23 protein-coding genes and 1 pseudogene are annotated in these 25,105 nt (G+C 71.2%); 6 read left to right on the forward strand and 18 right to left on the reverse strand.

From position 1 onward, the window contains the following. Positions 1–30 precede the first annotated feature (30 nt). The 11 genes from kynU to AB0P17_RS33990 all read right to left on the reverse strand — a co-directional run bounded on the left by kynU (position 31) and on the right by AB0P17_RS33990 (position 11,808). A complete protein-coding gene (gene kynU / locus AB0P17_RS33940; protein WP_365817126.1) occupies positions 31–1,338 on the reverse strand; it encodes a kynureninase in 1,308 nt (435 codons plus the stop codon). After that, a complete protein-coding gene (locus tag AB0P17_RS33945; protein WP_365817128.1) occupies positions 1,331–2,176 on the reverse strand; it encodes a tryptophan 2,3-dioxygenase family protein in 846 nt (281 codons plus the stop codon). Before AB0P17_RS33945 ends, kynU begins: the two co-directional genes overlap by 8 nt. A gap of 219 nt (positions 2,177–2,395) precedes the next feature. After that, the gene (locus AB0P17_RS33950; RefSeq protein ID WP_365817131.1) at positions 2,396–3,229 is read right to left on the reverse strand and encodes a DUF3152 domain-containing protein; all 834 of its coding nucleotides are present in this window, start codon (positions 3,227–3,229) and stop codon (positions 2,396–2,398) included. Positions 3,230–3,684: 455 nt separating this feature from the next. Further along, the gene (locus tag AB0P17_RS33955) at positions 3,685–4,098 is read right to left on the reverse strand and encodes a DUF3151 domain-containing protein (protein ID WP_365817133.1); all 414 of its coding nucleotides are present in this window, start codon (positions 4,096–4,098) and stop codon (positions 3,685–3,687) included. Positions 4,099–4,243: 145 nt separating this feature from the next. Then, complete coding sequence (locus AB0P17_RS33960; RefSeq protein ID WP_365817135.1) at positions 4,244–5,716, reverse strand: MFS transporter; 1,473 nt, start codon at positions 5,714–5,716, stop codon at positions 4,244–4,246. Positions 5,717–5,894: 178 nt separating this feature from the next. Further along, entirely contained in the window at positions 5,895–6,926 is a 1,032-nt protein-coding gene (fbaA, locus tag AB0P17_RS33965) for a class II fructose-bisphosphate aldolase (protein WP_365817137.1), read from the reverse strand. 226 nt (positions 6,927–7,152) lie between these two features. After that, positions 7,153–7,689: an orotate phosphoribosyltransferase gene (pyrE, locus tag AB0P17_RS33970; RefSeq protein ID WP_365817139.1), complete on the reverse strand. Its 537-nt coding sequence runs from the start codon at positions 7,687–7,689 to the stop codon at positions 7,153–7,155. Positions 7,690–7,732: 43 nt separating this feature from the next. Beyond that, positions 7,733–8,554, reverse strand: coding sequence for an aldose 1-epimerase (locus AB0P17_RS33975; protein WP_365817141.1), 822 nt, complete (start codon positions 8,552–8,554; stop codon positions 7,733–7,735). Between the two features lie 9 nt (positions 8,555–8,563). Then, positions 8,564–9,508, reverse strand: coding sequence for an SRPBCC domain-containing protein (locus AB0P17_RS33980; RefSeq protein ID WP_365817143.1), 945 nt, complete (start codon positions 9,506–9,508; stop codon positions 8,564–8,566). Between the two features lie 113 nt (positions 9,509–9,621). Further along, complete coding sequence (locus tag AB0P17_RS33985; protein ID WP_365817145.1) at positions 9,622–11,235, reverse strand: polyamine aminopropyltransferase; 1,614 nt, start codon at positions 11,233–11,235, stop codon at positions 9,622–9,624. A 36-nt stretch (positions 11,236–11,271) separates the two neighbouring features. After that, a complete protein-coding gene (locus tag AB0P17_RS33990; RefSeq protein ID WP_365817147.1) occupies positions 11,272–11,808 on the reverse strand; it encodes a DUF2617 family protein in 537 nt (178 codons plus the stop codon). Between the two features lie 920 nt (positions 11,809–12,728). On the opposite strand from AB0P17_RS33990, the gene AB0P17_RS33995 reads away from it, so the two are divergent. After that, positions 12,729–13,880, forward strand: a complete 1,152-nt coding sequence (locus AB0P17_RS33995) for a pyridoxal phosphate-dependent aminotransferase (protein ID WP_365817149.1) — start codon at positions 12,729–12,731, stop codon at positions 13,878–13,880. Positions 13,881–14,390: 510 nt separating this feature from the next. Here AB0P17_RS33995 and AB0P17_RS34000 read toward each other — a convergent pair. The 3 genes from AB0P17_RS34000 to AB0P17_RS34010 form a co-directional block, all read right to left on the reverse strand. After that, positions 14,391–14,942, reverse strand: coding sequence for a hypothetical protein (locus tag AB0P17_RS34000; RefSeq protein WP_365817151.1), 552 nt, complete (start codon positions 14,940–14,942; stop codon positions 14,391–14,393). Then, on the reverse strand, positions 14,942–16,003 hold the full coding sequence (locus AB0P17_RS34005) for a helix-turn-helix domain-containing protein (RefSeq protein ID WP_365817153.1): 1,062 nt from the start codon (positions 16,001–16,003) through the stop codon (positions 14,942–14,944). The genes AB0P17_RS34000 and AB0P17_RS34005 overlap by 1 nt, the downstream gene beginning before the upstream one ends. 211 nt (positions 16,004–16,214) lie before the next feature. Further along, positions 16,215–16,697, reverse strand: coding sequence for an ATP-binding protein (locus AB0P17_RS34010; protein ID WP_365817155.1), 483 nt, complete (start codon positions 16,695–16,697; stop codon positions 16,215–16,217). A 161-nt stretch (positions 16,698–16,858) separates the two neighbouring features. On the opposite strand from AB0P17_RS34010, the gene AB0P17_RS34015 reads away from it, so the two are divergent. The 3 genes from AB0P17_RS34015 to AB0P17_RS34025 all read left to right on the forward strand — a co-directional run bounded on the left by AB0P17_RS34015 (position 16,859) and on the right by AB0P17_RS34025 (position 18,554). Next, positions 16,859–17,734, forward strand: coding sequence for a helix-turn-helix transcriptional regulator (locus AB0P17_RS34015; RefSeq protein WP_365817157.1), 876 nt, complete (start codon positions 16,859–16,861; stop codon positions 17,732–17,734). After that, a complete protein-coding gene (locus AB0P17_RS34020) occupies positions 17,731–17,940 on the forward strand; it encodes a DUF397 domain-containing protein (protein ID WP_365817159.1) in 210 nt (69 codons plus the stop codon). Before AB0P17_RS34015 ends, AB0P17_RS34020 begins: the two co-directional genes overlap by 4 nt. Positions 17,941–18,263: 323 nt before the next feature. Next, complete coding sequence (locus AB0P17_RS34025; protein WP_365817161.1) at positions 18,264–18,554, forward strand: Tn3 family transposase; 291 nt, start codon at positions 18,264–18,266, stop codon at positions 18,552–18,554. Between the two features lie 706 nt (positions 18,555–19,260). On the opposite strand, the gene AB0P17_RS34030 is transcribed toward AB0P17_RS34025, so the two are convergent. Further along, the gene (locus AB0P17_RS34030) at positions 19,261–20,142 is read right to left on the reverse strand and encodes an AraC family transcriptional regulator (RefSeq protein WP_365817163.1); all 882 of its coding nucleotides are present in this window, start codon (positions 20,140–20,142) and stop codon (positions 19,261–19,263) included. Positions 20,143–20,164: 22 nt separating this feature from the next. After that, positions 20,165–21,067, reverse strand: coding sequence for an MBL fold metallo-hydrolase (locus tag AB0P17_RS34035; protein WP_365817165.1), 903 nt, complete (start codon positions 21,065–21,067; stop codon positions 20,165–20,167). Positions 21,068–21,462: 395 nt separating this feature from the next. Between AB0P17_RS34035 and AB0P17_RS34040 the strand changes: the two are divergent. Beyond that, a pseudogene (locus tag AB0P17_RS34040) lies at positions 21,463–21,696 on the forward strand (recombinase family protein); the annotation flags it as partial. A gap of 291 nt (positions 21,697–21,987) precedes the next feature. On the opposite strand, the gene AB0P17_RS34045 reads toward AB0P17_RS34040, so the two are convergent. Further along, complete coding sequence (locus tag AB0P17_RS34045) at positions 21,988–22,761, reverse strand: glycosyltransferase (RefSeq protein ID WP_365817168.1); 774 nt, start codon at positions 22,759–22,761, stop codon at positions 21,988–21,990. Between the two features lie 66 nt (positions 22,762–22,827). Between AB0P17_RS34045 and AB0P17_RS34050 the strand changes: the two genes are divergently transcribed. Then, the gene (locus AB0P17_RS34050) at positions 22,828–22,986 is read left to right on the forward strand and encodes a hypothetical protein (protein ID WP_365817194.1); all 159 of its coding nucleotides are present in this window, start codon (positions 22,828–22,830) and stop codon (positions 22,984–22,986) included. A 323-nt stretch (positions 22,987–23,309) separates the two neighbouring features. Here the strand turns inward: AB0P17_RS34050 and AB0P17_RS34055 are convergent, their stop codons facing one another. After that, positions 23,310–25,097: an Hsp70 family protein gene (locus tag AB0P17_RS34055; RefSeq protein ID WP_365817170.1), complete on the reverse strand. Its 1,788-nt coding sequence runs from the start codon at positions 25,095–25,097 to the stop codon at positions 23,310–23,312. Between the last annotated feature and the right edge of the window lie 8 nt (positions 25,098–25,105).

Consider the following 25,105-nt stretch of genomic DNA (forward strand, 5'->3'; position numbering starts at 1 on the left):
GACGCTATCAGCCCCGTGGGGCGTCGGCCGTCACCGATCACCCGGCGGCTCCTCACCCGATACCTCACCCGGTACCCCGGCCAGCACCTCACCGAGTACCCGCGCCGCCCGTTCCGCGTCCGCGAAGCCCACGTACAGCGGGGTGAAACCGAAGCGCAGCAGGTCCGGCCTGCGCAGATCCCCGACCACCCCGCGGGCGATCAGCGCCTCCATCACCGCGGGCGCCTCCGGGCACCGCAGGGCGACCTGGCTGCCGCGCTCCGCGTGGGCGGCGGGGGTCAGCGAACTCACCCTGCCCGGTGGGGCGTACGCCGTGACGCACTCCAGGAAGAAGTCGGTCAGCGCCAGGCTCTTGGCCCGGACGTCCGCCATCCGTACGGACTCCCAGACGTCGAGCGCCGCGTCCAGCGCCAGCATGGAGAGGATGTCGGGGGTGCCGACCCGGCCCCGTACCGCACCGTCCGCCGCGACGAAGCCGGGAGCCATCGCGAACGGGTCGGCGTGCGCGTTCCACCCGGGCAGCGGGGAGTCGAAGCGGCCCTGATGACGCTCGGCGACATAGAGGAAGGCCGGTGAACCGGGCCCGCCGTTCAGGTACTTGTACGTGCAGCCCACCGCGAGGTCCACGCCGTGCTCGTCCAGCCCGACCGGCAGGGCGCCCGCGCTGTGGCACAGGTCCCAGACGGCGAGCGCCCCGGCCGCGTGCGCGGCGGCGGTGATCCCGGGCAGGTCGTGGAGGCGTCCCGTTCGGAAGTCGACGTGGTTGATGAGCACGGCGGCGGTACGGGGCCCCAGCGCGCCGGGCAGCTCGGCCGGGTCGAGCGGCACGATCCGCCGGCCGGTCATCCGGGCGGCGGACCGCGCGATGTAGCCGTCCGTGGGGAAGGTCGTGGCGTCGACCAGCAGCTCCGTACGCTCCTGGCCCCCGTCCGCGCCCGCGTCCCCGCCCTCGTCCGCGTCCCCGTCGGCGAGGCGTACGGCGGCCACCACCGCCTTGAAGACATTGACGCTGGTGGAGTCCCCGACCACGATCTGCCCGGGACCGGCGCCGACGAGCGGGGCTATCCGGTCGCCGATCCGCTCGGGCGCGGTCCACCAGCCGCCCTCGGTCCAGGAGCGAATGCCCAGCTCACCCCATTGGCGGGTCATCACGTCGCGGATCCGCTCCGGGACATGGCGGGGCAGCGCGCCCAGCGAGTTCCCGTCGAGATAGACGGATCCCTCGTTGAGGGCGAACAGCCCGCGCAGCGGGGCGAGTCCGTCGGCGGCGTCGAGCGCGGCGGCGCGAGCGACCAGGTCCGGCGAGACGGCCGGCGAGACGGCCTGCGGCTCAGACATGGCTGCGCGCCGTCCACAGCTCGGGGAACACGTTCTTGGTGGCCCGTTTCTCCAGCCACGCGACGCCCGCGGAGCCGCCCGTACCGGTCTTGGAGCCCATCGCGCGCCGGGTCGCCACCAGGTGGTCGTTGCGCCAGCGCCACACCAGCTCGGCGACATCGGTCAGCGCCTCGCCGAGCCGGACGAGTTCGGCGTTCCCGTCCGGGTCGCCGTAGATCCCGGTCCAGATCTCCTCGACCTCGGGCACCGGTTCGTACCGCAGCGCGAGATCACGGCCGAGCACCGCGTCCGGCACCGGCAGCCCGCGCCGGGCGAGGAGCCGCAGCACCTCGTCGTACAGGCTCGGCTGCTGGAGCGCCTTCTCCAACTCGGCGTGGACGCGCGGCGCGCCCCGGTGCGGGACGAGCATCGACGCGGACTTCTCACCGAGCAGGAACTCCATGCGCCGGTACATCGCGGACTGGAAGCCGGAGCCCTCGCCGAGCGCGCCGCGGTACGCGTTGAACTGCGCGGGGGTCAGCCGGGCGAGCGGCTGCCAGGAGGCGTTGAGCGCCTCCAGTTCGTGGGCGGAGCGCCCGAGCGCGTCGATCGCGGCCTTCGTACGGTCCTCGCGCAGCGCGCGGGAGGCGGTCTCCCACTCGTGGACGATGACGGTGAACCACAGCTCCATGACCTGGGTGGTGACGAGGAAGACCATCTCGCCGGGGTCGTCGGAGCGGGGATGCTGCAAGTGGGTGAGGACGTCCGCCTGGACGTAGTCCTCGTACGGGGTCGTCCCCGCGAAGTCCAGATTCGGGGCGTCCGAACCGGCTCCAGGGGCGTCAGGGGTGTACGACATCTCTGTCTCCTCGACACGTGCCGGGTAGCGGTCCGCCCCTTTCCGTGGGTGGCTACGGAGCTCCGGTCCCCTCCCGGCATCATAATCCGGCTCCCCGGAGCCCGGCCCGGGCAGGCGGGCCCCGGAATTCGGCGAGCCGCACCATCGGCATCCGGAGAGCAGGCCCGTCGGGCCTCAGAGGGCCGGGCCGTCGGACTCAGAGAGCCGGGCCGTCGGTACTCAGAGGGTCGGGCCGTCGACGTACGCACCGTCCTCGTCGTACGGCCAGGGGTTGGACCGGCAGCCGTTGAGCCCCTTGATCTGCTGCATCATCACCGGGGCGAGTTCGCCGGGCCCGGCGCACCCCAGATGGTTGCGGAGGCCGATCTCATGGCCGACCTCGTGGTTGATGATGAGATGCCGGTACTCGGAGGCCGGCCCGTCGAACGTCGGCGAGCCCAGCATCCAGCGGCGCAGATTGACCACGACGCCCTCGGTGGTCTCGCAGTTCAGCTCGCCGTGGGTGTCCAGCCCCTGGGCGAGGCAGAGCTGGTCCGCCGTGGCCGGGGTGGCTATGCGGACGACGAAGTCGGCGTTGGACGGGACGAGCTGGAAGGTGCCCCGGCCGTGCGCCGCCCAGCCTCGCGAGTGGGCGAGGATCTCCTCTATCTCGGTCGCGGCGTCGGCGGCGGAGATGTCTATCCCGTCCTCCACCTGCACGCGGTAACGGCGCAGCGGCCCGGAGCCGACCGGCTCGCCCTGCGACTGGGCGGTGGTGAACGTACCCGGACCGGAGGCGGGGACCTCCGGGGTCTTCGGCTCCTTGGCGGACTCGGAGGGCTCGGGGGACTTGGGGGGCTTGGGCGAGGCGTCGGACGGCGAGGCCTCCGGGTCCTCAGGGGCCGGCTTCCTGCCGGCCTCCGCCTCCTCCTCCCCGCCCGGGGAGGCGGCCGGCTGCGAGGCGGCGCCCTTGGCGCCCGCTCCCCGGGGATCCGCCTCCGCCGGAGCGCCGGGCCAGGAGGCGACGACGACACCACCGATGATCACGACGGCGAGGCCGAGCCCGGCGGCCACCGCCAGGGGGCCGAACCGGGGACGCCCGCCCCTGCGGCCGCGGGAGCCTCGGCCACCGCCGCCACCAGGGGCGGACGCTCTACGGCGGCCCGGACGGGTGGCGGCGCGCTTGCCCAAAACGTCTGTCTCCCTGGTCGAGCCTGGTCACGATCGATGCCGGTCGAGGCATGCCGGTAGCGACATTCGCTCACTTATGCGAAGGCCCACGCCCTGAGAGACGGGCGGGGCCTTCGAAGGGTTCCTCTCCGAAACACACATCCTGGGTTTCAGGACACGACGTGGCTCAAAAAGATCACCCCGGCAGTGATACCGGCACCCTGAGATACGCGGCACGGCCCGCTCCGACTCAGTCCGTCTCTGCCCGGCCTCATCCTCACCAACCGCTTCCGGAGATGTTCGGGCAGGTCAGACACGTTCGGCACCGGCGACCGCCGTCATGTGCTGTGCGAATGCTCTCAGCCGAGGGTGTCCGCGGCGAGCGGCGAGGAGTCCCGCAGGAACGTCGCGCAGCGCTCGTACTCCGCCTCCTCGCCGATCGCCTGCGCGGCGCGCGCGAGGGCGTGCAGGGCGCGCAGGAAGCCGCGGTTCGGCTCGTGCTCCCACGGCACCGGGCCGTGGCCCTTCCAGCCGCTGCGCCGCAGCGCGTCGAGCCCGCGGTGGTAGCCGGTCCTGGCGTACGCGTAGGACTCGACGACCCGCCCGCCCTCGTACGCACTGTCGGCGAGCTGCGCCCAGGCCAGCGAGGAGGTCGGGTACTTCGCGGCGACGTCGGCGGGCGGCGTACCGTTCGCGAGCAGCTCACGCGGCTCGGGATCGTCGGGCAGTTCGGTGGGGGGCGGTCCCCCCAGAAGGTTTTCGTGGATACCCATGCCTACAGTCTGCCTTGCCCTCCACCCCCCGCGACCACGGGCGCCCGCCCCGCACAACCACCGGCGCCCGCCCCGCCGGCCACACCCCGCGGCCACCGGCGCCCGCCCCGCCGGCCACACCCCGCGGCCACCGGAACGGCTCCCCTCAGCCCGCCTCGCCCCGCTCCCCCGGCAGGCCACCTGACCGGCGCGCCTCCAGCGGCGGCGTCAGCCCGCAGTTGACCCGGCACTCGGGCTCCGGCCGCCGCTCGACCGCCTCCCGCGCCGGAGTCCGTACCGTCGCCCAGGCGATCAGCGCGCCCGCCACCAGCACCCCCGCGAGCATCGGCATCGCCCGCCGGAACGTGGCGTCGAACTGCGTCGCCGACCGGTACGCCTCCGGCCCCATGCCCGCCAGCAGCGGCAGCGCGGCCACCGCGATCAGCCCCGCGGCGCGGGCCGCCGCGTTGTTGATGCCACTGGCCAGCCCGGCCCGCGCGACATCGACCGAGGCGAGGACCGTCGCCGTCAGCGGCGCGACCAGCGTCACCATGCCCATCCCCAGCACCACCACGGCCGGCAGCACATCCGTCAGGTAACCGGCACCCGGGCCCACCCGGAGCATCAGCAGCATGCCCACGGCACACAGCAGCGGCCCCACCGTGAGCGGCAGCCGGGGCCCGATCCGCTGGGCCAGCGCGCCGGAGCGCGCGGAGAGCAGCAGCATCAGCACCGTCGTCGGCAGCAGCGCGGCGCCCGCGCGCAGCGCCGAGTACCCGGCGACGACCTGGAGCTGGAGCGCGGAGAGGAAGAAGAAGCCGCCGAACGCCGCGTACACGCACAGCGTCACCACGTTCACCGAGGTGAACAGCCGGGACCTGAAGATCGACAGTGGCAGCATCGGATCGGCCCGGCGCCGTTCGGTCCGTACGAAGGCGATGGCGACCAGCACCCCCGCCACGCCCGGCCAGACGGTCCTCGCGATGAGCGCGTACGTGACCAGCGCCAGCGCCGCCGCGCCGAGCACCGCGCCCAGCACATCGAACTTCCCGTGTGCCGCCGTGTCCCGGGTCTCCGGTACGTGGCGCAGCGCCACCGGTACGCACAAGGCGGCCAGCGGCACATTGATCAGGAACACCCAGCGCCAGCCGGGACCGTCCACCAGCCAGCCGCCGAGGAACGGCCCGACCGCCGCCCCCACGCCGCCGAGCCCCGACCACACACCGACGGCCCGCGCCCGGTCGTCCGCGTGGAAGCTCGCCTGGATGATCGCGAGCGAGCCCGGGACGAGCAGCGCGCCGCCCACGCCCTGGAGGGCGCGCGCCGCGATCAGGATGCCCGCGTTCGGCGCGATCCCGCACAGCAGGGACCCGAGCGCGAACCACACCACACCGATGACGAAGACGCGGCGCCGCCCGTACCGGTCACCGAGCGACCCGCCGAGCAGGATCAGCCCGGCCAGGGTGACCATGTACGCGTTGACGGTCCACTGGAGCGCCGCGAGATCCGCGTTCAGGGAGTCCCCGATGTGCGGCAGCGCGACATTGACGACGGTGGAGTCGAGCAGGGCCATGGTCGAGCCGAGCACCGTCGTCAGAATGACCCAGCGTCCCCGGGCCGAGGACAGCCTGATGTCCATACGGGGATCATCCCCGCACCACTCGCGGAAGGCGACCCGGCACCCGCCGGGCGCCACACCCGCCGCACCCGGCGCATGCCGCCGCACCCGCACGCCGCATCCGGCGTCCCGCGGGCCGTACGCACGTCGGGCCCGGCACCGTGGGAACGGTGCCGGGCCCGGCGTACGTGAACGGGGACTACTTGAGCTTGGTGCCCGTGGAGCGCAGCGCGGCGCACGCCTCGGTGACGCGCTTGGCCATGCCGGCCTCGGCCAGCTTGCCCCAGGTGCGCGGGTCGTAGGTCTTCTTGGAACCGACCTCGCCGTCGACCTTCAGCACACCGTCGTAGTTGCGCAGCATGTGGTCCGCGACGGGCCGGGTGAAGGCGTACTGCGTGTCGGTGTCGAGGTTCATCTTCACGACGCCGTTCTCCAGCGCGGTGGCGATCTCCTCGGCCGTGGAGCCGGAGCCGCCGTGGAAGACGAAGTCGAACGGCTGGCTGCCGGCGGCCTTGCCGTACTTGGCGCCGACGCCGTCCTGGAGGTCCTTGAGCAGCTCGGGACGGAGCACGACATTGCCCGGCTTGTAGACGCCGTGGACATTGCCGAAGGACGCGGCCAGCAGGTAGCGGCCCTTCTCGCCCAGGCCCAGGGCCTCGGCGGTCCGCAGGGCGTCCTCGACGGTGGTGTACAGCTCGTCGTTGATCTCGTGGCTGACGCCGTCCTCCTCGCCGCCGGTCGGGGTGATCTCGACCTCAAGGATGATCTTGGCGGCGGCGGCCTGGGCGAGCAGTTCCTCACCGATGGCCAGGTTGTCCGCGAGGGTCTCGGCGGAGCCGTCCCACATGTGCGACTGGAAGAGCGGATTACGGCCGGCCTTCACGCGCTCGGCGGAGATGTCGAGCAGCGGACGGACATAGCCGTCGAGCTTGTCCTTGGGGCAGTGGTCGGTGTGGAGCGCGACGGTGATGTCGTACTTGGCGGCGACGATGTGCGCGAACTCGGCGAGGGCGACCGCACCGGTCACCATGTCCTTGTTGTACTGGCCGCCCAGGAACTCGGCACCACCGGTCGACATCTGGATGATGCCGTCACTCTCGGCCTCGGCGAAGCCGCGCAGCGCGGCGTGCAGGGTCTGGGACGAGGTCACATTGATGGCCGGGTAGGCGAACTTGCCTGCCTTCGCCCGGTCCAGCATCTCGGCGTAGACCTCGGGGGTTGCGATGGGCATCGGGCCGCTCCTTGTGATGTGCGGGTGTGAGGTGCTTGTCCCTGACCTGGGGGCGACATCGTCGTCGGCCCCATCTTTCCAGACTCTCCCGCGGCGTCCACGGCGAGTGTCGCGCACACCCCTGTCGGCCGTTTCACGTGAAACGGCCGACAGCCGCCGTCACCGGCAGGAATCCCCAGGTGGGAGCGGCGGGTCGGAGAGGCGGGTCAGAGCCCCGGCGCGCGGGTCAGAGCCCCAGCTCGGCGAGTCCGTAGACGTTGAGGTACGGCAGCCCGGCCGCCGCGACGGCAGGGGCCGCGCCGCGCTCCACGATGACGGCGACCGCGACGACCTCGCCACCGGCCTCCCGTACCGCCTCGACGGCCGTCAGGGGCGAGCCGCCCGTGGTGGAGGTGTCCTCGACCACGAGGCAGCGCCGGCCCTTGACGTCCGTGCCCTCGATCCGGCGCTGGAGGCCGTGCGCCTTCTGTGCCTTGCGGACGACGAACGCGTCGAGCCGCTGCCCGCGCGCGGCGGAGGCGTGCAGCATCGACGTCGCCACCGGGTCGGCGCCCAGCGTCAGCCCGCCCACGCAGTCGAAGTCCAGCTCGGCGGTGGCATCCAGCATGACCTGACCGACCAGCGGTGCGGCATGGCCGTCCAGCGTGATCCGGCGCAGGTCGATGTACCAGTCGGCCTCCTGCCCCGAGGAGAGGGTCACCTTGCCGTGCACCACGGCCTTGTCCTTGATCAGCTGGAGCAGCTCAGCCCGTACGTCACTCATGCCCATGAGCTTAAGCCGTCCTCCCCGCCGCCCCTCCCGGCGCTCAGAGCCGTCGCCACTGCCACGTGGTGACGATCTCCAGCGGCTCCAGGGGGGTGACCAGCCGGGGCGCGGTGTTCAGCCCGTTCGGCGGCCCCGACTGCGGCTCGACGCAGACCGCCTCGGCCTGCTCGTCGTAGATCACGGCCCACTCGGCGGGGCTCGTCACCTTGAGTTCGAGCCGGCCGGGCCAGGTCAGCGTGGCGGCCACGCCGTCCGGCATCCCGAAACAGTCGTCCCAGGGGCCGGGGCGCGGCGGGATCCGGCGGCCGGTGGGCAGGTGGTCGGGGCCGCGCTCCTCCTGCCAGTCGGCGGCGAAGTCGAGCTTCACACCGCTCCCCTCGGCCGACGCTCCGGCCCCGCTCTCTTCGAGGGTGCGCAGGAACCATGGGTGCCAGCCCGCCTGCGCCGGGAAGGACGTGTCGTACGTCTCCACCCCGAGCCGGAGGGTCAGCGCGTCCGCGGTCAGCTCGACGACCTGCGTCACCACTCCGCTGTACGGCCACGGCTCCACCAGGTCGTACGTGAACGCCGCCTCGCGCTCGCCCACGCGCGCGGTGCGCCAGGCCGTGTCCCTGCCGGTGCCGTGGATGGCGTGCGGCGGGGAGTTCAGGGGCATCTGGTGGAGCACTCCGCCGGTGCGGAACTGCCCGTGCTCGATCCGGCCGCACCACGGCACCATCGGGAAACAGCCGTACCGCTCCCCTTGGCGCAGCACTTCGGTCCCGCCGATGCGCAGACTGCTGATCCGGCAGCCGTTCGCCGGGGTGATGGTCAACTCGGCGTCGCCCGCCGCCAGTCGGATGCTCTCTTCGCTGCTACTCACACTCCGACACTACTTGCGCCGCCGCAGCGCGCGGCCGACCACCACGGCGGAGGCGAGGGCGAGGGCGGCGGCGGGGGCGATCCAGCGGAGCGCGCCGCCGCCCTCGGCCGCGTCGGGCGCGGGCACCGGCGCGTACCGGCCGCGCGGCGGCGCGTGGTCGACCTCCTCGGCGCTGCGGCCGATCATGGTCCGCCGGGCGTGCGCGGCCTCGGCGGGCGGCTCCGCGAAGGGAACGTCGGGGATACGGAAGTCGCCCTCCCCTGAGGTGGTCTCACCGTCGAGCGAGGACGGCGGCACATCGACGTCGAAGACGGAGGCGGCACCATCGATGTCCGCATCGCCGTGTGCACCGCCTTGCGCATCACCGTCCGCGTCGGCGCCCGCATCCGCTTCCGTCCCGGAACCCGCCTCCGAATCCGTCCCGGAGTCCGCGCCGGGTGCGGCAGCACGAGAGGTCCCTGACTCCGGCCCGGCCGCACCGCCGCTCCCGGGCTTCTCCGGGGCCGACTCCTCCCCCAGCCGCGCCGCGAACCGGTCCAGCAGCCGGGGCCCCGCGCTCGCCACCGTCCCGGCGCCCACCTCGGCCAGCCGGCCGTCCGCGCGTGCGCCACCCGTGAACGTGACGATCGTGCCGCCGGGGACCTCCCTCAGCCGGATCGTGAGGGTGAGCTTGGCCGAGCCGCTGCCCCGGACCTCGGCGCCCGCACCCTCGGCCTCGAACCGCCCGTCCTGCCCGTCCCGCTCGTCCCGCTCGTCCCGCTCGGCGAGGGTCAGCGCGCCGCGGTAGGTGATCGTATGGCCGCCGATGCGGACCTTGAGCCGCCCGGAGAGCGGCCCGGCCGAAGCATCGGCGTCCTGCTGGAGTCCCGGTACGCACCGGGCGACCCGGGCGGGGTCCCGCAGCGTCTGCCGAAGGGTCTCTGCCGAAACCGGAACGAACACCTCATGCTCCATGGAAGCCGAGCCTACTCAGAGGTCGCCGCAGAAGCAGCCCCTTTGCCCCACACCACCCCACACGACACACAACGCCCCCCTGCTATGCGCTGATATCCGCCGCCGACGCGGCACTATCCGCCGTACCGCGGGTGCACCAGCGTCGACGCCGGGAGCCCCGCCACCCTCGTCCGCTCCACCTCCCGCCGCCCGGCGCCCAGCAGCGCCGGTGCCGACGACCGAAGCCTCGGCGCGTCCGGTATCGGCGTGAGCGCGGGGCGCGCGCCCACGGCCGCCAGCTCGAACCCCCAGTCGCGCGCCGCCGGTCTGCCGTCCTTCACCCGGTCGGGCCCCGCCGCGAAGCCGGAGGGGCCGCCCGTGGCGCGGTACGGCGTCGTACCGAACCCGGCGGCGCGCAGGGTCGCGTCCACCGTCCAGTACGTACGCGGCTCGGCCGTGGGCGATCCCGCGTGCACCGCCAGCCGCCCGCCCTTGGCGAGGACGCGCGAGGCCAGCCCGTAGAACTCCTCGGAGTAGAGCTTCGTACTGGCGGTGATGCCGGGGTTGGGGAGGTCCGAGATGACCACGTCGTACGCGCCCGCACCGCCACCCCCCGCCCCCCGCAGCCAGCTGAAGGCGTCCGCCGAGACCTCCCGCAGCCGCGGGTCGTCGTACGCGTGCCCGTTCAGCGCGGCCAGCGCCGGGTCCGTACGGGCGAGCCGGACGACGCCCGGGTCCAGCTCGACCAGGGTGACCGAGCGGACATCCCGGTAGCGCAGCACCTCGCGCGCCGCCAGTCCGTCGCCCCCGCCGAGGATCAGCACCCGCCCATGGGGCCCGCGCATCGCGGGGTGCACCAGCGCCTCGTGGTACCGGAACTCGTCGCGCCCGCTGACCCGCAGCCGCCCGTCCAGATAGAGCTCCAGCGGCTCGCGCCGCTCGCCCGCGCCCGTGAGCACCACGTCCTGGACCTCGGTGTGCAGGGCGATCCGCACCTCGTCGCCGTAGAGCGCGCGGCGCGCCGCCCGCTCGAAGTCGTCGACCCCGGCCGCCGCCGCGGCCAGCACCGCCAGCACCAGCACATTGACCGCCAGCAGCAGCCGGCGCGACCGCCGCGTCAGATCGCGCCCGAAGAGCCACAGGACGAGCGCGGCGCCCGCCACCGCGTTGACCGCGCCCGTCACCAGCGCCCCCATGAGCTGTCCCAGCCAGGGCAGCAGCAGGAACGGGAAGGCGAGCCCGCCGACGAGCGCGCCGACGTAGTCCGCGGCGAACAGGTCGGCGACCGTCCCCTCCGCGTCCTGCCGGGAGAACCGCTGGATGAGCGTCATCAGCAGCGGGATCTCGGCGCCGATGAGCACACCGATGGCCAGCGAGAAGCCCACCAGCGCGTACCGCGACTCGCCCACCCACACGAAGCTCATGTACAGCACGAGCGCCGAGCAGCCGCCCAGCAGCGCGAGCGCCGCCTCCAGCAGCCCGAAACCGAAGGCCGCCCGGCAGCGCAGCCGCTTCGCGAGGAGCGAGCCGACCCCCATCGCGAACACCATCACGGAGAGCACGACGGACGCCTGGGTGACGGAGTCCCCGATCAGATACGAGGCGAGCGCGACCAGCTCCAGCTCGTATACCAGTCCGCACGCGGCACAGACGAAGACGACGGCGAGGATCAGGAACCGCCCGGCGCCCGCGCGCACGGGCAGCCGTGTCTCGCTCTGGGGCGGCGAGGACACGGACTGCTGAACCATGCCCGTAACGCTACGTCACGAATTCATTGCGGTTTGTCACCCACACGGTTGAATTTCCCGCGCTGCAGGCATACGGACCCTGATGCGCGTCCGGGTCACGACCAGGCGCCCCTCCTGGGGGTACGCGTGCCAGGTACGCCACCGGACATGGCTCTCGTCGCGCTGCGCGAGCATCGCGGTGAAGGCGTTCGGGGCCCCGGGGAACGTCCCCGCTAAGCCGTTCGGGTGATCGGCGACCAGCGCCAGCAGCTCCTGCGCGCGACCGGCGAAAGAATTGCGCGAGAGCGTCTCGACGCGCGCGGCGAATTCGTACTCCCATTCGCCGAGGCGCTTGGACACACCGAGCGGCAGCGGCGTACTGCTGCCCGGCATACAGGCGACGGTCTCGGAGCACGTACCCCCACGCTCCTCAAGGATCACCTGGTGGGAAGCGCCGAGCAGTCGCAACTGGAGCCCGGCACCGGCGAGGTCGAGGTCCAGGACGGCCAGGGCGGGAACCGGCTCCCGGCCCAACTCCCAGGCCAGATCGGCCGCTCTGGTGTCGGTGTAGGCGGTATTGAGGGTGGTGAGCATGGGTCGGCTCCGCAAACACGCTTGACGGGTGGACCGGGGACGTCCCGGACGGAGAGCTCCGGAACTTGTGGGGGAGATCGCCGGCTCGGCGCCGTATCAGGCCCGAGGGCTGGAAGCTCTCAAGAGGGAGGGAATCACGAAGTACGCGACGCTCACAGTGTTTTTACCCAACTTGACGGGGTTTCCATCCCCTAGGGGGCCCAGGGGTTCAACTGTTCAACCAAATCCGGCGCCGATCTACGACATTTGGTGCCAACAGAAAGGTCCCGCGGGGGCGAACCCCCGCGGGACCTGTCCGTCATCAGTGGCGGAACTGTTCAGCGACGGACTAGCTGCCCCGTGTCAGCTACCTCCGCCACATCCCCCGCCCCCGCCACCACCACAGGAGGAGGACCCGCCACCGCCGCAGGACGAATGCCCACCGCCGCCGCCCGAGCTCGAACCACCGCCGGAATCCGAGCCACCGCCCGAGTCCCAACCGCCGCCCGAACCCCCACAGCCCCCGCTGCCGCTTCCGTTTCCGCTGCCACCGGCCCACCAACTGCCGTCGGACCGACGGCGCTTCGCCCCGCTCGCGCTCTTCCTCGACCGCGCGGAAGCCGCCGTACGCCTGCCCTGCGCCGCGCTCCGCGCCCTCGCCGCGTCACGTGCCTTCGCCTTCCGGCGCTTGTCCCGCCCGCTCACACTCGACACAACCCCGACGAACGCGACCGCGACCAGAATCACCACCACACTCATACCGAGCATGGGCCCCACCGTCCTCACTCTTCCCAGCCGTTCCCGGCTGTTCCCCCGAAGCGAGGCCTGCCGCCCCCCGGCGGCGGGCCTCGCACTGACGTGCGTGACTCAGGTTGTCCCCCCACGTCCGCCGCCCAAAGCTGACTTGAGCAAGTCCAGAGGTTCGGCCCAGGATGGCCGCCATGACCAAAGAATGGCTCGGCGGCACAACGATCTTCGCGGAGATGTCGGCCCTGGCCGCCCGCACCGGGGCGATCAACCTCGGCCAGGGATTCCCCGACACGGACGGGCCCGACACCGTCAGGGAAGCCGCGGTACGGGCGCTGCGCGACGGCCGCGGCAACCAGTACCCACCCGGCCCCGGCGTCCCCGAACTGCGCACCGCGGTCGCCGACCACCAGCGGCTGCGCTACGGCCTGACGTACGACCCCGACACCGAGGTCCTGGTCACGGCGGGCGCCACCGAGGCCATCGCCGCCACCCTGCTCGCGCTGACCGGCCCCGGCGACGAGGTGATCGCGCTGGAGCCGTACTACGACTCGTACGCCGCCTGCATCGGCATGGCGGGCGCCACCCGCGTCCCGGTCACCCTGCGCCCCCACGACGGCGCGTACCACCTCGACCTCGACGAACTGCGCGACGCGGTCACCGACCGCACCCGCGTCCTCCTCCTCAACACCCCCCACAACCCCACGGGCACCGTCCTCAGCCCCGCCGAACTGGCCGCGGTCGCCGAACTCGCCGTGGAGCGCGATCTGCTGGTCATCACCGACGAGGTCTACGAACACCTGGTCTTCGACGGCGAGCACGTACCGATCGCGACCCTCCCCGGCATGCGGGAGCGCACCCTGACGATCAGCAGCGGCGGCAAGACTTTTTCGTTCACGGGATGGAAGGTGGGCTGGGTGACGGGCCCACCCTCGCTGGTCACGGCGGTGCGCTCGGCGAAGCAGTTCCTGACGTACGTCAGCTCAGGACCGTTCCAGTACGCCATCGCGGAGGCGCTGCGCCTGCCCCAGAGCTACTTCGACGACCTGCGCGCCGATCTGCGCACCAAGCGCGACCTGCTCTGTACGGGCCTGACTGCCGCCGGCTTCCAGGTCTACCGCCCGGCGGGCACCTACTTCGTCACCACCGACATCCGCCCCCTCGGCGAAACCGACGGCTTCGCCTTCTGCCGCGCGCTGCCGGAACGGTGCGGAGTGGTCGCGGTGCCGAACGCGGTCTTCTACGACCACCAGAAGGAAGGCGCCCCCTTCGTACGCTTCGCGTTCTGCAAGCGGAAGGACGTCCTCCAGGAGGCCACCGACCGCCTGCGACGCCTGACGTCCTGAACTCACGGCGCACCGCACCGCAGCGGGATCAGGCACTTTCCGTCGCGCGGTCCGAATGGGCCCGGACCGTCACTTCGTGGTGCCGCTCCGGCACCTCGTGTGCTGTACTTGAACACGTGGTGGGCCCCCGCACCGGACGGCGAATCCGAGCAGGGGCCCGGCTCATCAGGAGCTGTCGGATGTCCCTAGGCTGTGTGGGGACATCCGGCTACCTGCTGAGCCACCAGAGCAGCCACCTCCTCACGCGCTTCGCCGTCCGCTCCGGCAGCAGCCGGATCAGCCGGACGACGTGAGTCGGCTTCCGCTCCTCGTGACAACCCATCTGGGGGCGCCCTCCCTTCGACGTGAGGCGGCCGACCACACAGTCCCGGGGCCGCTCTCGTCGGGCCGGGCCCCGAAGAGGAGGGGCCCGGAATGAAGGGAGGACGCACCCGTCGGTTGCGTCACGACTCGATACTACCCACTGAACTCACGTACTGTGACTCACTCTTCACGCTCAGCGTTCGAGAGTCATGGCTGCTCGACCGCCTTCATCGCTTCGTCCAGGACTGCGGTCAGCTCCCGTAGTGCCTCCTGGGCAACGGCCGGATCCTCGTGCTCCAGGTTGCCGTTCGCCCGGTGGTACCGGGCGGACAGGTCGGGGCGGCGGGCGATCTCGATGTACCGTGCCCAGGCCAGGACCCAACTCCGTACCGGGCTGAGCGACTGCCACTCGACGGCCTGGGCGAAGGCCTCGTCCTTCGTCCGCTGCATCTCGGCCAGACGGCCGGGGGCGACGATGCCGAGAGCGGCACGCAGGGCGTCCGGTGTCCGCTCGGGGCGGGGTACCAGCTCGCGCGAGCCTTCCGGGTTCACCGCGGCCGTGGGCGCTCGGCTCAGGGATCCGGCGGAAGCGTATGCGTGGGTCGCCGCCAGGCGGGCGGCCCTGTGATCGGCCTCGATCTCGTCGTCGCGGCGTTCCTCCGTGCCCATCTCGTCGAGACGCCGCGCGGCGCGCTCGGCAGCCTCGGCGTCCCCCGCCAGGTGGGCCCGCCTCTGGTCGCGCCGGCCGTCGCCGATCATCACAGCGGCACCTTCAGGTCATCGTGATCCGGAGCGCCACCCCTCGCCGCCGGGGAACGGTCAGCCCGCACGGCCGGTCGGCAGTCGCCGCAGCGGCCGGGTTCCGGGGCGCGGAAGGCGCGGTCGCAGTGGTCGCAGTTCTGGAGGGGGTACCGGACGGGTTTCGGGGCTTTCGGTGCGCGGAAGGGGGGCGGGGGTGGTAGCTGGGCGGTCAGGCGGTGGGCCAGCAGGGCGGCGGGGCGGCGTGGGCCCCCGGGTGGCAGTTCGCTGGTCAGGGCGCGGGTTACGGCGTCGGGCGGTACGTCACGCTCCAGCCAGGCGGCGACGCCGGGGGCCAGATGGGCCGTGTCGCAGGCGGAGAGGAGCAGGCGGGGGTCGAGGACGCGCAGGTCGGCGAGGAGGTCGGTGGCCGCCTGGAGCAGCTCCGGGGAGGAGTAGCCGGGCTGGGGTACGGCGGGCAGGGGGCGCTTCTTGCCGGGTGCGGGGCGGGTGGGCTCGGGGCACGTGCCGGGAGTCGTGTGGTTCTCGTTCTCGTTCTCGTCGGAGTCCGTCTCGTGCGCCGGGGGCTCCGGGGGCGTCCTGTCTGCCGGGGGCTCCGGGGGTGCAACGCGGGCGGGTGCGGCGGTCGCACGGTGACGGCTCGCCGCCGGCTGGTTGCAGGAGATCGTGCGGGTGACGATGCGGCCGGCGGGGGTGCGCTCGCGGGGGCGGCGCAGGTAGCCGTGGGCCTCCAGTTCGCGCAGCCCGCCGGCGATGCGGTCGGGGCTCTCGGGAAAGCGGTGGGCGAGGGTCTTGATGTCGGCGCGGGCTCCGGCGGGCAGCGACTGGATGTGCACGGCGAGACCGATCGCGAGCAGTGACAGCTCGTCGTGCTGGGCGAGGTGGTTGCCGATCACCGTGAAGCGGGTGGTGTGGCGGGAGTTGTCGTGCGTGACACCGGCGGGATGCGCCACCCGGGCCGGGGGCCGAACGCGGGGACGCGGGTTCGCCCGTAAGTGGCGTGGCCCGTCGGCTACGGCTGACGGGGCATGGGAGGGCACGCTAGTGTTTCGACTATCCATCAGGAAGGTGCTTTCTTCCTCGGTGGTCAGGCCCTCGATCGGGATCGCTAGTCCCGGCCGGGGGCCGACGTATGTCTGCGGTGGTGTGTCTCTGCCCGCTGAGCGTAAGGCAGCCGGGGGACTGGAAATCCAGCCCAACCAGGGATGTTCACCCGCCCGAGTGAGTGTGAGCGACGGGCGGGTGGGGTGGGGCTTGGTGGGGTTCTTTCCCTCACGTTTCTTGAGGAGGATCGCCCGCGTCACCGGATCCTGGCGGAGCGGGTTCCGGTCCCGTGAGACGTAGTTCGGCCCAGACGGTCTTGCGCGGGAACAGCCCCTCGGTCACCCCCCACCGGTCGGCGAGCGCGTCCACGAGCAGCAGGCCACGCCCCGACTCGGCGTCCCGGTCCGGCCATTGCAGGACGGGCAGGCGTTCCCGGCGTGTGTCCGCGACCTCGATACGGAGGACGTCCCCGGTGAGCCGCAGCGTGAGCCGGAAGTCCCGCCCGGCCACCCGGCCATGGCTCGCGGCGTTGACCGCCAGCTCGGCCACGAGCAGGCGGCCCGGGTCCGACGGGAGCCCCCAGTCACGGAGTTGACTCTCCGCGAGCAGCCGCGCGAGCCGGGCGCCCCGGGGCGTGGAGGAAAGCAGCACACTGAAGACGGGAACAGGGTGGTCGAGTTGAGCCGTGGTCTCGGCTTTTTCATCGTTCACATCACTGAGCGTGGCCGAATCTGCTTACCCTGAGGAGTGACGGAACGGTTGCGTACGGTCACTGTCCGGTACTTGTCCGGTGCTGTCCTGGCTGTCCAAGCGGTTCCTACGGGTAGGGCGCAGGGCGCCGAGGGACGGCGCGGCCGGACGGAGGAATGTGGATGTCGGTGGATAGCGAGGCGGCACGACCGAGGGACGAGGCGGACGAGCCGGGGTGGGAGGTGGACCCGGACGACGAGTGGGGCGTGGCCGTCATCACCACGGTGGGGCGGCAGTTGAAGCTCCGGCGGGAGGCGGCGGGGATGCGCGCCGGGGAGTTCGGGAGGGTCGTCGGCTACGGCGAGGACATGGTGTACAAGATCGAGGGCGGCAAGCGGATCCCTCGGCAGGACTTCCTCAACGCGGCCGACGAGGCGCTGGGGGCGCATGGGCTCATCGCAGCGACGTGGGAGGACGTGAAGAAGGTCCGGTACCCGAAGAAGGTTCGGGATCTGGGGAAGCTGGAGGCCCAGGCCGTCGAGATCGGCGTGTACGAATGCAACATCATCGCCGGGCTGTTGCAGACGCCCGAGCACGCACGGGCCGTGATCCAGGCCGCGCAGCCGCCGTACTCTCCGGACGACGTGGAGCGCATGGTGGCGGCCCGTCTGGCCCGGCAGTCGGTCTTCGAACGCGACCCGGCCCCGTCAATCCATTTCGTCCTGGAAGAGGCACCGCTGCGCCGACAAGTTGGGGGCACAATGGTATGGCGACAGCAGCTCGAACGTCTGCTGGAGGCGGGGCGGTTGAACAACGTCACGCTTCAGATGATGCCGACCAACACCGAGGCACACCCTGGGCTGGACGGCAGGATCGATCTGCTGAAGTTCCCGGACGGTACAGCGGTGGGGCGCTCCGACGGCCTGTTCAACGGGCGGCCCGTCTCCGATCCGAAGCACCTCCGCATCCTTGAGCTGCAATATGGCACCATCCGGGCGCAGGCCCTCCCTCCACGGGAGTCGCTGGCCTTCATCGAAAGACTTCTGGGAGAGACATGATGCGCAAGGCCTCCGCCGGGGACGCCTCCGAACTGGCATGGTTCAAGAGCAGCTACAGCGGCGGTACCAACGGCGAGTCCTGTGTCGAGATCGCCACCACCCCCGGCACCGTGCACATCCGCGACTCCAAGGACGTCCAGGGGCCCCACCTGGCGCTCGCGCCCGGTGCCTGGGCGCACTTCGTGACGTACGCCGTGGAAAGCTGACGGCGTAGTGGCACGTTCCGGCGCTCGGCGACTCGACCTTCCTGTCTGCGGGCTGGTGTCGCTCGCCTACCGGTGGTCGAACTGCTGACCGGATGAGCCCGTTCGTCCGTACTTCCCGCTCCTTGAAGGGGTGGGAGCCGGTCCGACCGTCCCCTACCTGGCCGGCTCGGCGGAGGAGTGGCGGGTGACGGAGTATCCGATTAGGAGGTCGTAGATGCCGCCGGGCCCGGTGTCGCGTTCGCGCAAGGGGCCTCGGGATGTGTCGGGGCGGGGGCAGAAGGCCGCGTTGGAGCGGACGCGGGACATCCACGGGGTGAAGTCCGGTGAGCTGGATCTGTGGCGGGTGCCACGCCTACCGGGAGGGGATGGAGAATCAGCTGGGGGCGCTGGTCATGGCCCTGAACGCCGTGGTCTGGTGGAACACCCTCTACATGGACGCCGCCGTCAAGGAGCTGGAGGCCGGCGGGCTGACCATCTCACAGGAGATCCGTTCCCGGCTCTCTCCTCTGGTCCATGAACACATCAATTTCCACGGACGTTATCCGATCGTCCGCTCCCACGGTGACGGTGTCCTGCGCGCGCTGCGTGATCCGAACGCGGGCCAGGAGGAATAGCCGGGCTCAGCAGTCGGGGCCGGTGCCGGCCCACGGGGGAAGGCGGCACCGGAACCAACGGCAACGGCATCCTGGCCGGGTCGGTGGCGCGGGTGGAGCCGAGACGGTTGGTGATCGGGAGGACCGTTCTCCCCGGGAGTCGGTCCGGTGACCGTAGCAATCGTCAGGTGCGGGGTTGGGTCAGCCTCTACCCTGGTGCGGTGAGCGATTATTCGATGTCGGCCAAGTATGTAGTCGCGCTGGTGGAGCGGCTTGACGCCCACGGCGTAGATGCGTGTGTGGGGGGCGGGTGGGGCGTGCGCGCAAGCAGCGGCATACCGTCAAGCGGGTCTTCGACCGGCTGATCGATGAGGCGGGCTTCTCGCGCGGCTTCACCACCGGCGCCGTCGTGGCCGCCGCAGCAGCGGTTGTGGCCCTGATGGTGACGCCTGGCCGAGGCCCCCGTGAGAGTGTCCAGCAGCCAGATTCGGTGTGATGTAACGGGCTGAGCAGACGCCCGTGAGCCCCGCCCGCCTGCCGCACTGCGGCAGGCGGGCACTGAAACAGTACCTCGCGGCTCCGGGGCCTGGCCGCAGCTCAGACACCCCGCTTCGAGGGCTTCGACGGCCGATCCGTCACCAGAAGCTTCGCACGTAAGGCCACCGGCTTCCTGGCCCGTGACGGAGTCGTGCTCCATGACAACCCCGACGCGTTCCCGCAACGTCGTTCAGTTCCGTCCGGCCACGGCACCGCCATGACCCTGGTGGTCGGTGCGGTGTTGCTGCCGGTACCGGCCGGCGGAGATCCCGTACTCGCGTTTGAAGGCGTTGGCGAACGCGTACGCGGAGCCGTAGCCGCTGCGCTGTGCGACGGCGGACAGTGGGGCGTCGGTCGTCTGAAGCAGGCGTGCCGCCGTGGTGAGCCGCCACCACGTCAGATAGGTGAGCGGTGGCTGCCCCACCATGGCGGCGAACCTGCGGGCGAAGGCGGCACGGGACAGGCCCGCGTACGCGCCCAGTGACTCCACGGTCCATGGATCGGCGGGGCGTTCGTGTACGGCGCGTAGTGATCGTGCGATCACCTCGTCGTGGAGGGCGACGCACCAGCCGGTGGCCTGCAGTCCCGCGCTCTCGATGAGGCAGGCGCGGATCAGGTGCACGAGGAGCACGTCGAGCAGGGCCGGCAGCACCAAGTCCCTGCCGTACATCTCTTCGCCGAGCTCGCCGCGCAACAAGTCGATCGATGCCTGGAGACTTGGATAGCGGCCCTCTCGCGCGGGAAGACTCACCAGATCGGGGAGGTTCTGGAACAGCGGGTGAGGTCGGGCCTGGTCGAGCCGGTAATCACCGGACAGGAACTGGGCCGAGCCATCGGTGGCGTTCGCGAGCGTGTGCGCAGCCCCGTGCGGGAACAGCACGGCGTCGCCCGGCTCCAGGGGGATGGCCTGTTCGTCCGGTCCTGTCACCCGGACGCCTCCCGTGGTGACCACGTAGAACCGGGCACCCTCGAAGGGCTGGACCTTCATGTCCCACGACGGGTCCGCCGCCGTCAGCGACATGGAGGGGCGACCCACCCGCATGGCGCTGATCGCGTCGCTGAGCACATCCATGGGAGAATCCTCCCCTACTGGATCAGACGTCCGAGAGCGACGCCCATCTCCTGATCGAGAAAGTCCCGTTCGACCGCACAACTTCGGCGGCGCCCGATCCGCCCAGGTGCGCCGGCACCACCAGGCTGTTCGTCGCGGCTGCCTGCTCTAGGACACGACGCCGGGACCGGGCGGCCTCGGCCTGGTCCTCGCTCAGGCAGATGTCGTGATCGGGTTCGATCATCTGAAGCGGGGTGTGGATGACGTCGCCGACGAACAGCGCCCGATCCGTGCCGGACTCGAGCCGCAGCACAGCCGAGCCGGGCGTGTGACCGGGTGCCGATTCCAGCACCAGGTCCTCGTCGATGCGGTGACTGTCGCCCTCCCACAGCACCGCCTGACCGGCCTGATGGACGGGCAGAACGCTGTCGTTGAACGTCGCCCCGGTGTCGGCGAACCTCGGGGCGTGGCCGCCTGCGGGGTGCCAGAAGTCGAAGTCGGCACGGCTGATCAGATACTGCGCGTTGGGGAACGTCGGAACCCACTTGCCGTCGACCAGCCGGGTGTTCCACCCCACGTGGTCGTCGTGCAGGTGGGTGTTGACGACGAGATCCACGTCCTCCGGCCGCACCCCCGCCGCCGCCAGCTGGTCGAGGAAATCGCCGTCGCGCTTGTCGGACACTTCGCCTTCCGATTCCGATGACTTGTCATTGCCCAGACCGGTATCGACCAGAACGGTGCGGCCCGCGCTACGCAGCACCCAGGTCTGAACGCTTGCCTGCCACTCACCCGTCTTGGCGTTCAGGAAGTCGGGCGCCAGCCAGGATTCGTGCCGACGCCACAGCTCGCTCGGCACGGACGGGAACAGGACATCGGTGGTGCCGAAAGCACCGTGGTACTCGACCACCCGCGAGACCTCGACATTACCGAGAATCATTTTCTTCACCCCTTCACCGTAGGCAGAGGTGGCGAGACGCGAAATGCTCCACCGTCTCTCCTGGTTAAGGCAGCGTCTCGCAGCAGTCCCGTACGGCGCCGCCCGTTTCATGAGTGGTCGCTCATGAAACACCCGCGAGTCCGGGGACCCACCTGCGGCGATCATGTTTCATGAGTTGTTGCAAACGACTGGACGTCTGAAACGCCCTCATGAAACAGCCGGGGTCGTGAGCGACGACGACTTCAAGCGCGTGGAATCGCACGACTGTCCGATGTCCACCTGTGCCGCCCTTGTCGGCTCCCCGTGCCGCACCGGCAAGGGCAAGGTGGCCATCCAGTACCACACCGCCCGCTTTTCGTCTCGTGCCCCAACTCGCCAAGGTCTTGAACGTCCCGACCCCCGCCGTGCGCAAGCCGGGCTCGGTCTGGACCGAGTTGCCCCGGCTCGCGGACGCCGGCGCCGAGCCGGTCGGACACGTACGTCTCGGGTACGCCCGGGCCTCGACCGCCCGGCAGTCCCTCAACGCACAGCTCGACTCCCTCACGATGGCCGGGGTTGCCCGGGTCTTCTCGGAGAAGATCTCCACCCGCGCCACCCGGCGCCCCGAGCTGGAGGCCGCCGTCAAGCTCGCCGGGGAGATCCGATCCTCCGGCGTCGCCGTCACCCTCGTCGTGCACGAGCACAAGCGGCTAGGGCGTGTTTCGAAAGTAGCGCCGTCCGCCCGCAGGGCGGGGCTTGCGGCGTCTGGTGCACTGCACTCGCTCCGCTCGCTCCGTCTTGGCACATTGATTCGTCCTGTGGACGCCGAGCGCGATCGCAAGGCGGAGGATCGGCGCCCTCGATGGCCTGGCCGTACGTGGACGACTCCGACAACGCAGCGAGCGTGCGTGCCAGGCGTCGCGAGCCAGGCGGGACTTTCGAAACACGCCCTAGATGCGCGAGTTGCGCAGCGACTGCCACACAGCGCCGGTCAGCGCCCGCGTCGCCCGCGGGACCGACAGATGCTCGTGCTCGCGGTACAGGGCCCAGTTGTACTGCACGAGCGACAGCTTGTTGGAGGACAGCGATCCCGCCTGGTGGGCCCTGTACACCGCAAGCGGCTCAGCCAGGCCCCGGGCGTCAGCGCCGTTCCGCATGATCGACAGCCAGAGGGCGTAGTCCTGGCGCTTGCGCATCTCCGGCATCAGCCTCGTGCCCAGGACATTGCGGTCGTACATGGCGGTGAGAGCACCGATGTGGTCCTGGATCAGCATCGCGCGGTAGTCCACGTGCTGCCGCGCACGGATCACCCGCCCGTTCGGGACCCAGTCGGTGCTCTCGCCGTCGTAGTCGGCGTCCATCTTGAAGTAGGAGGTGAACGTCAAAGGTGCAGTGGCCTCCGCAGCGAAGGCGAGCTGCTTCTCGGTCTTCTCCGGAAGCCACATGTCGTCGCTGTCGAGAAAGGCGATGTAGTCCCCTCGTGCCCGCTCGATCGCCAGGTTGCGGGCCCGGCCCGCACCGCCCCGCTCGGTCGCCGACTCCGGCAGGACGCGCTCGTCCTGCTCGGCGAACTCGCGGAGCAGGTCCATGGATCCATCGGAGGACTGGTCATCGGTGACCAGGAGCTCCAAGTCGCTGTGGGTCTGCGTGAGGACCGATCGGACGGCTGCGCCGAGGGTGGCTGCCGAATTGTACACGGGCATCACGACAGACACCAGGGGCACAGCGCTTCTCCTTGCCAGACCAGGAACGACGGTCCATTCAAGCACCGCAATCGAGTAGGAGCTGCCATGCAGATCGTTGTCGCTGGTCAGGGTTACGTGGGGCTTCCCCCGGCCGTACGCGCCACCGAGGTGGGTCACCGTGTCGTCGGCTACGACGTGGACACGCATCGCGTCCAGCAGCTTGCTGCCGGCCAGTCCTACGCGAGGGACGTGGACTCCTCTTGAGCGATGCCCAGGTACGCGATCAACCGCCTGCTGGAACCGGACCCCTGTCTCTGGTGCACGCCGGGCGTCTGGACGACAACAAATCCACGATCACCGCCGTTGAATCCCTCGCTTTAACCGATCAGCCGCACCACTTGACCGTGATCGGCAAAGGAACCCTACGGGAGCATCTGGAACAGCGTGCTATCGAACTCGGACCGCGGGACCGCGTTCAGGAAGACGCCGGGCGCCGCCCAGACCGGGATCAACGAGGCGACAGCACGGCCTCCTTCTGCACGGAGGCGGAGTAGCGGCCCGGCCCTACCCCGTGCAGCGGGACGCTGTCAGGAGCCGCGTGAGCGGCCGAGGGTGTGGAGGAGGTCCCGGGCGGGCTTGTGGTCCGGGTCCCACGTGAGGGTCTGTTCGAGGATCTTCATCGCCTCGGTGCGGCGGCCGAGGCGGCTGAGCTCCCTGCCCTGGGTGTAGGAGCGTTCGGCGAGCAGCGCCCGGATCCGGGCGTTGTTCGGGTCGTGGCCCAGGGCGCAGCGCAGCCACTCCTCGTCGCGGGTGTAGGTCTCGACGGCCGGGGCGGCGGTCGCGGCGGTGCAGTGCAGGTCGATCATCTCCTCGAAGACGTCCGGCCGGTCGGGCTCCCGCTGCCAGGCGAGGTGGGCCATGCCGATGGCCTGCTGGTACTGCTCCTGGGCGATCAGCCGGCGCGCCCGGGTGAGCAGATGCGCCACCCCGCTGGGGCCCTGGCCCTGTGGGGCGGCGGGCTCGCCGTCTCCTGGCGGAAGCGCTGTGGTGGGGGCATCGTGCCCCGGCGGGGGCGCGGCGGCCGGGGCGCCGTCCGCCGGTGGCGGGGCGGTGGAGATCTTGTCGAGCAGTGCCCGCGCCTCCGCGATCAGCTGGCGCAGTTCCTTCCCGGCCTGGTCGAGGCGGCCCTCCTCGATCAGCCGCCGGGCCGCGTCCAGGCCGGTCGGGCGGTGCGGTGTGGCGGCCGGTGTGGTCATTCCGGGCGCGGTGAGCAGGGTGATGTTCAGGGGCGGAGGCTGCATCTGCGGCTCGGCGGTGTCCCGTGTGTCGGCGCCCAGTTGTTCCTCGTACCCCGGGGACCGGCCGCTGAGCCGGTTGGCGTACAGCGCGGCCCCGCGGGCGATGTGCTCGTTCCCGGACGGGACCACGGCGGTGCCGAGTCCGGAGATCAGCCCGCGCAGTTCGGGCAGCCGGGTGCTGCCGCCGCTCAGCACCACGGTGTCGACGTCCTCCCGCCGCATCCCGGACTGGTCGAAGAGGTGGTCGGCGCGGTCCAGTGTGGGGGCCACCACCAGGCGGACCAGGGTCGCGAAGCTTTGCCGCTCGATCTCCATGGTGACCGGCTGCTGGTTGTCGGGACCGGCCATCAGGACCGGGAACAGGGCCCGGTCCCCCGCGGACAGCGTCTCCTTGATCTGCTCGGCGACGGCGCGCAGCCGCAGCCAGCCCGCCTTGCCGTGCTGGACCTCCCCGGGCATGAGCCCCTGCGGGCGCAGCGCGTGCAGCCACGAGCCCAGCACATGGCTGTCCAGGAAGCGTCCGCCCGGGGTGCCGGCCCCTTCGTAACCGAGCACCCGGTAGCGGCCCCGCACCACCCGGACCAGGCCGAGTTCGAAGCCGTCGTACCCCATGCCGTAACTCAGATACGTTCCGCTGCCCTCCCCTCCGGTGTGTCCGATCACCGCGGCCACCGAATCGGAGATCAGCGAGACTCTGGTCAGTCCGGCCGTCTCGGCCGCCTCCAGCAGCGCCGCCCGCTGTGTGGTCCCGAACCTGGTCGGCACGCTGATCACCACCTGGCCGATGGTTCCCGAGGTCGTGTCGAGGACCCGTCGCGACAGTTGGGCCAGCGCCCGGGCCACGATCTCCACGGGGCGCAGCCGCCGGCCCGCCACGTCCAGCGGAGTGTTGTCGCCGAGCATGCTCTTCAGGCTGGGGAAGGCCACGGGCACCGGTCCCGCCGTGGCCGGCACACAGAGCAGCCACGGCCAGTCCGCCCCGGTCAGCGCCATGAACCCGGTGGGCCGGCCGGACACCGAGTAGGCGGCCCGCAGGCCGGTGGCGCCGAAGTCCAGGCCCAGGTTGACCTCGGTCATCGACGGCT

Origin of the sequence: Streptomyces sp. NPDC088124 (genome assembly GCF_040685895.1) — a bacterium.
In the GTDB taxonomy this organism is placed as follows: Bacteria; Actinomycetota; Actinomycetes; order Streptomycetales; family Streptomycetaceae; genus Streptomyces.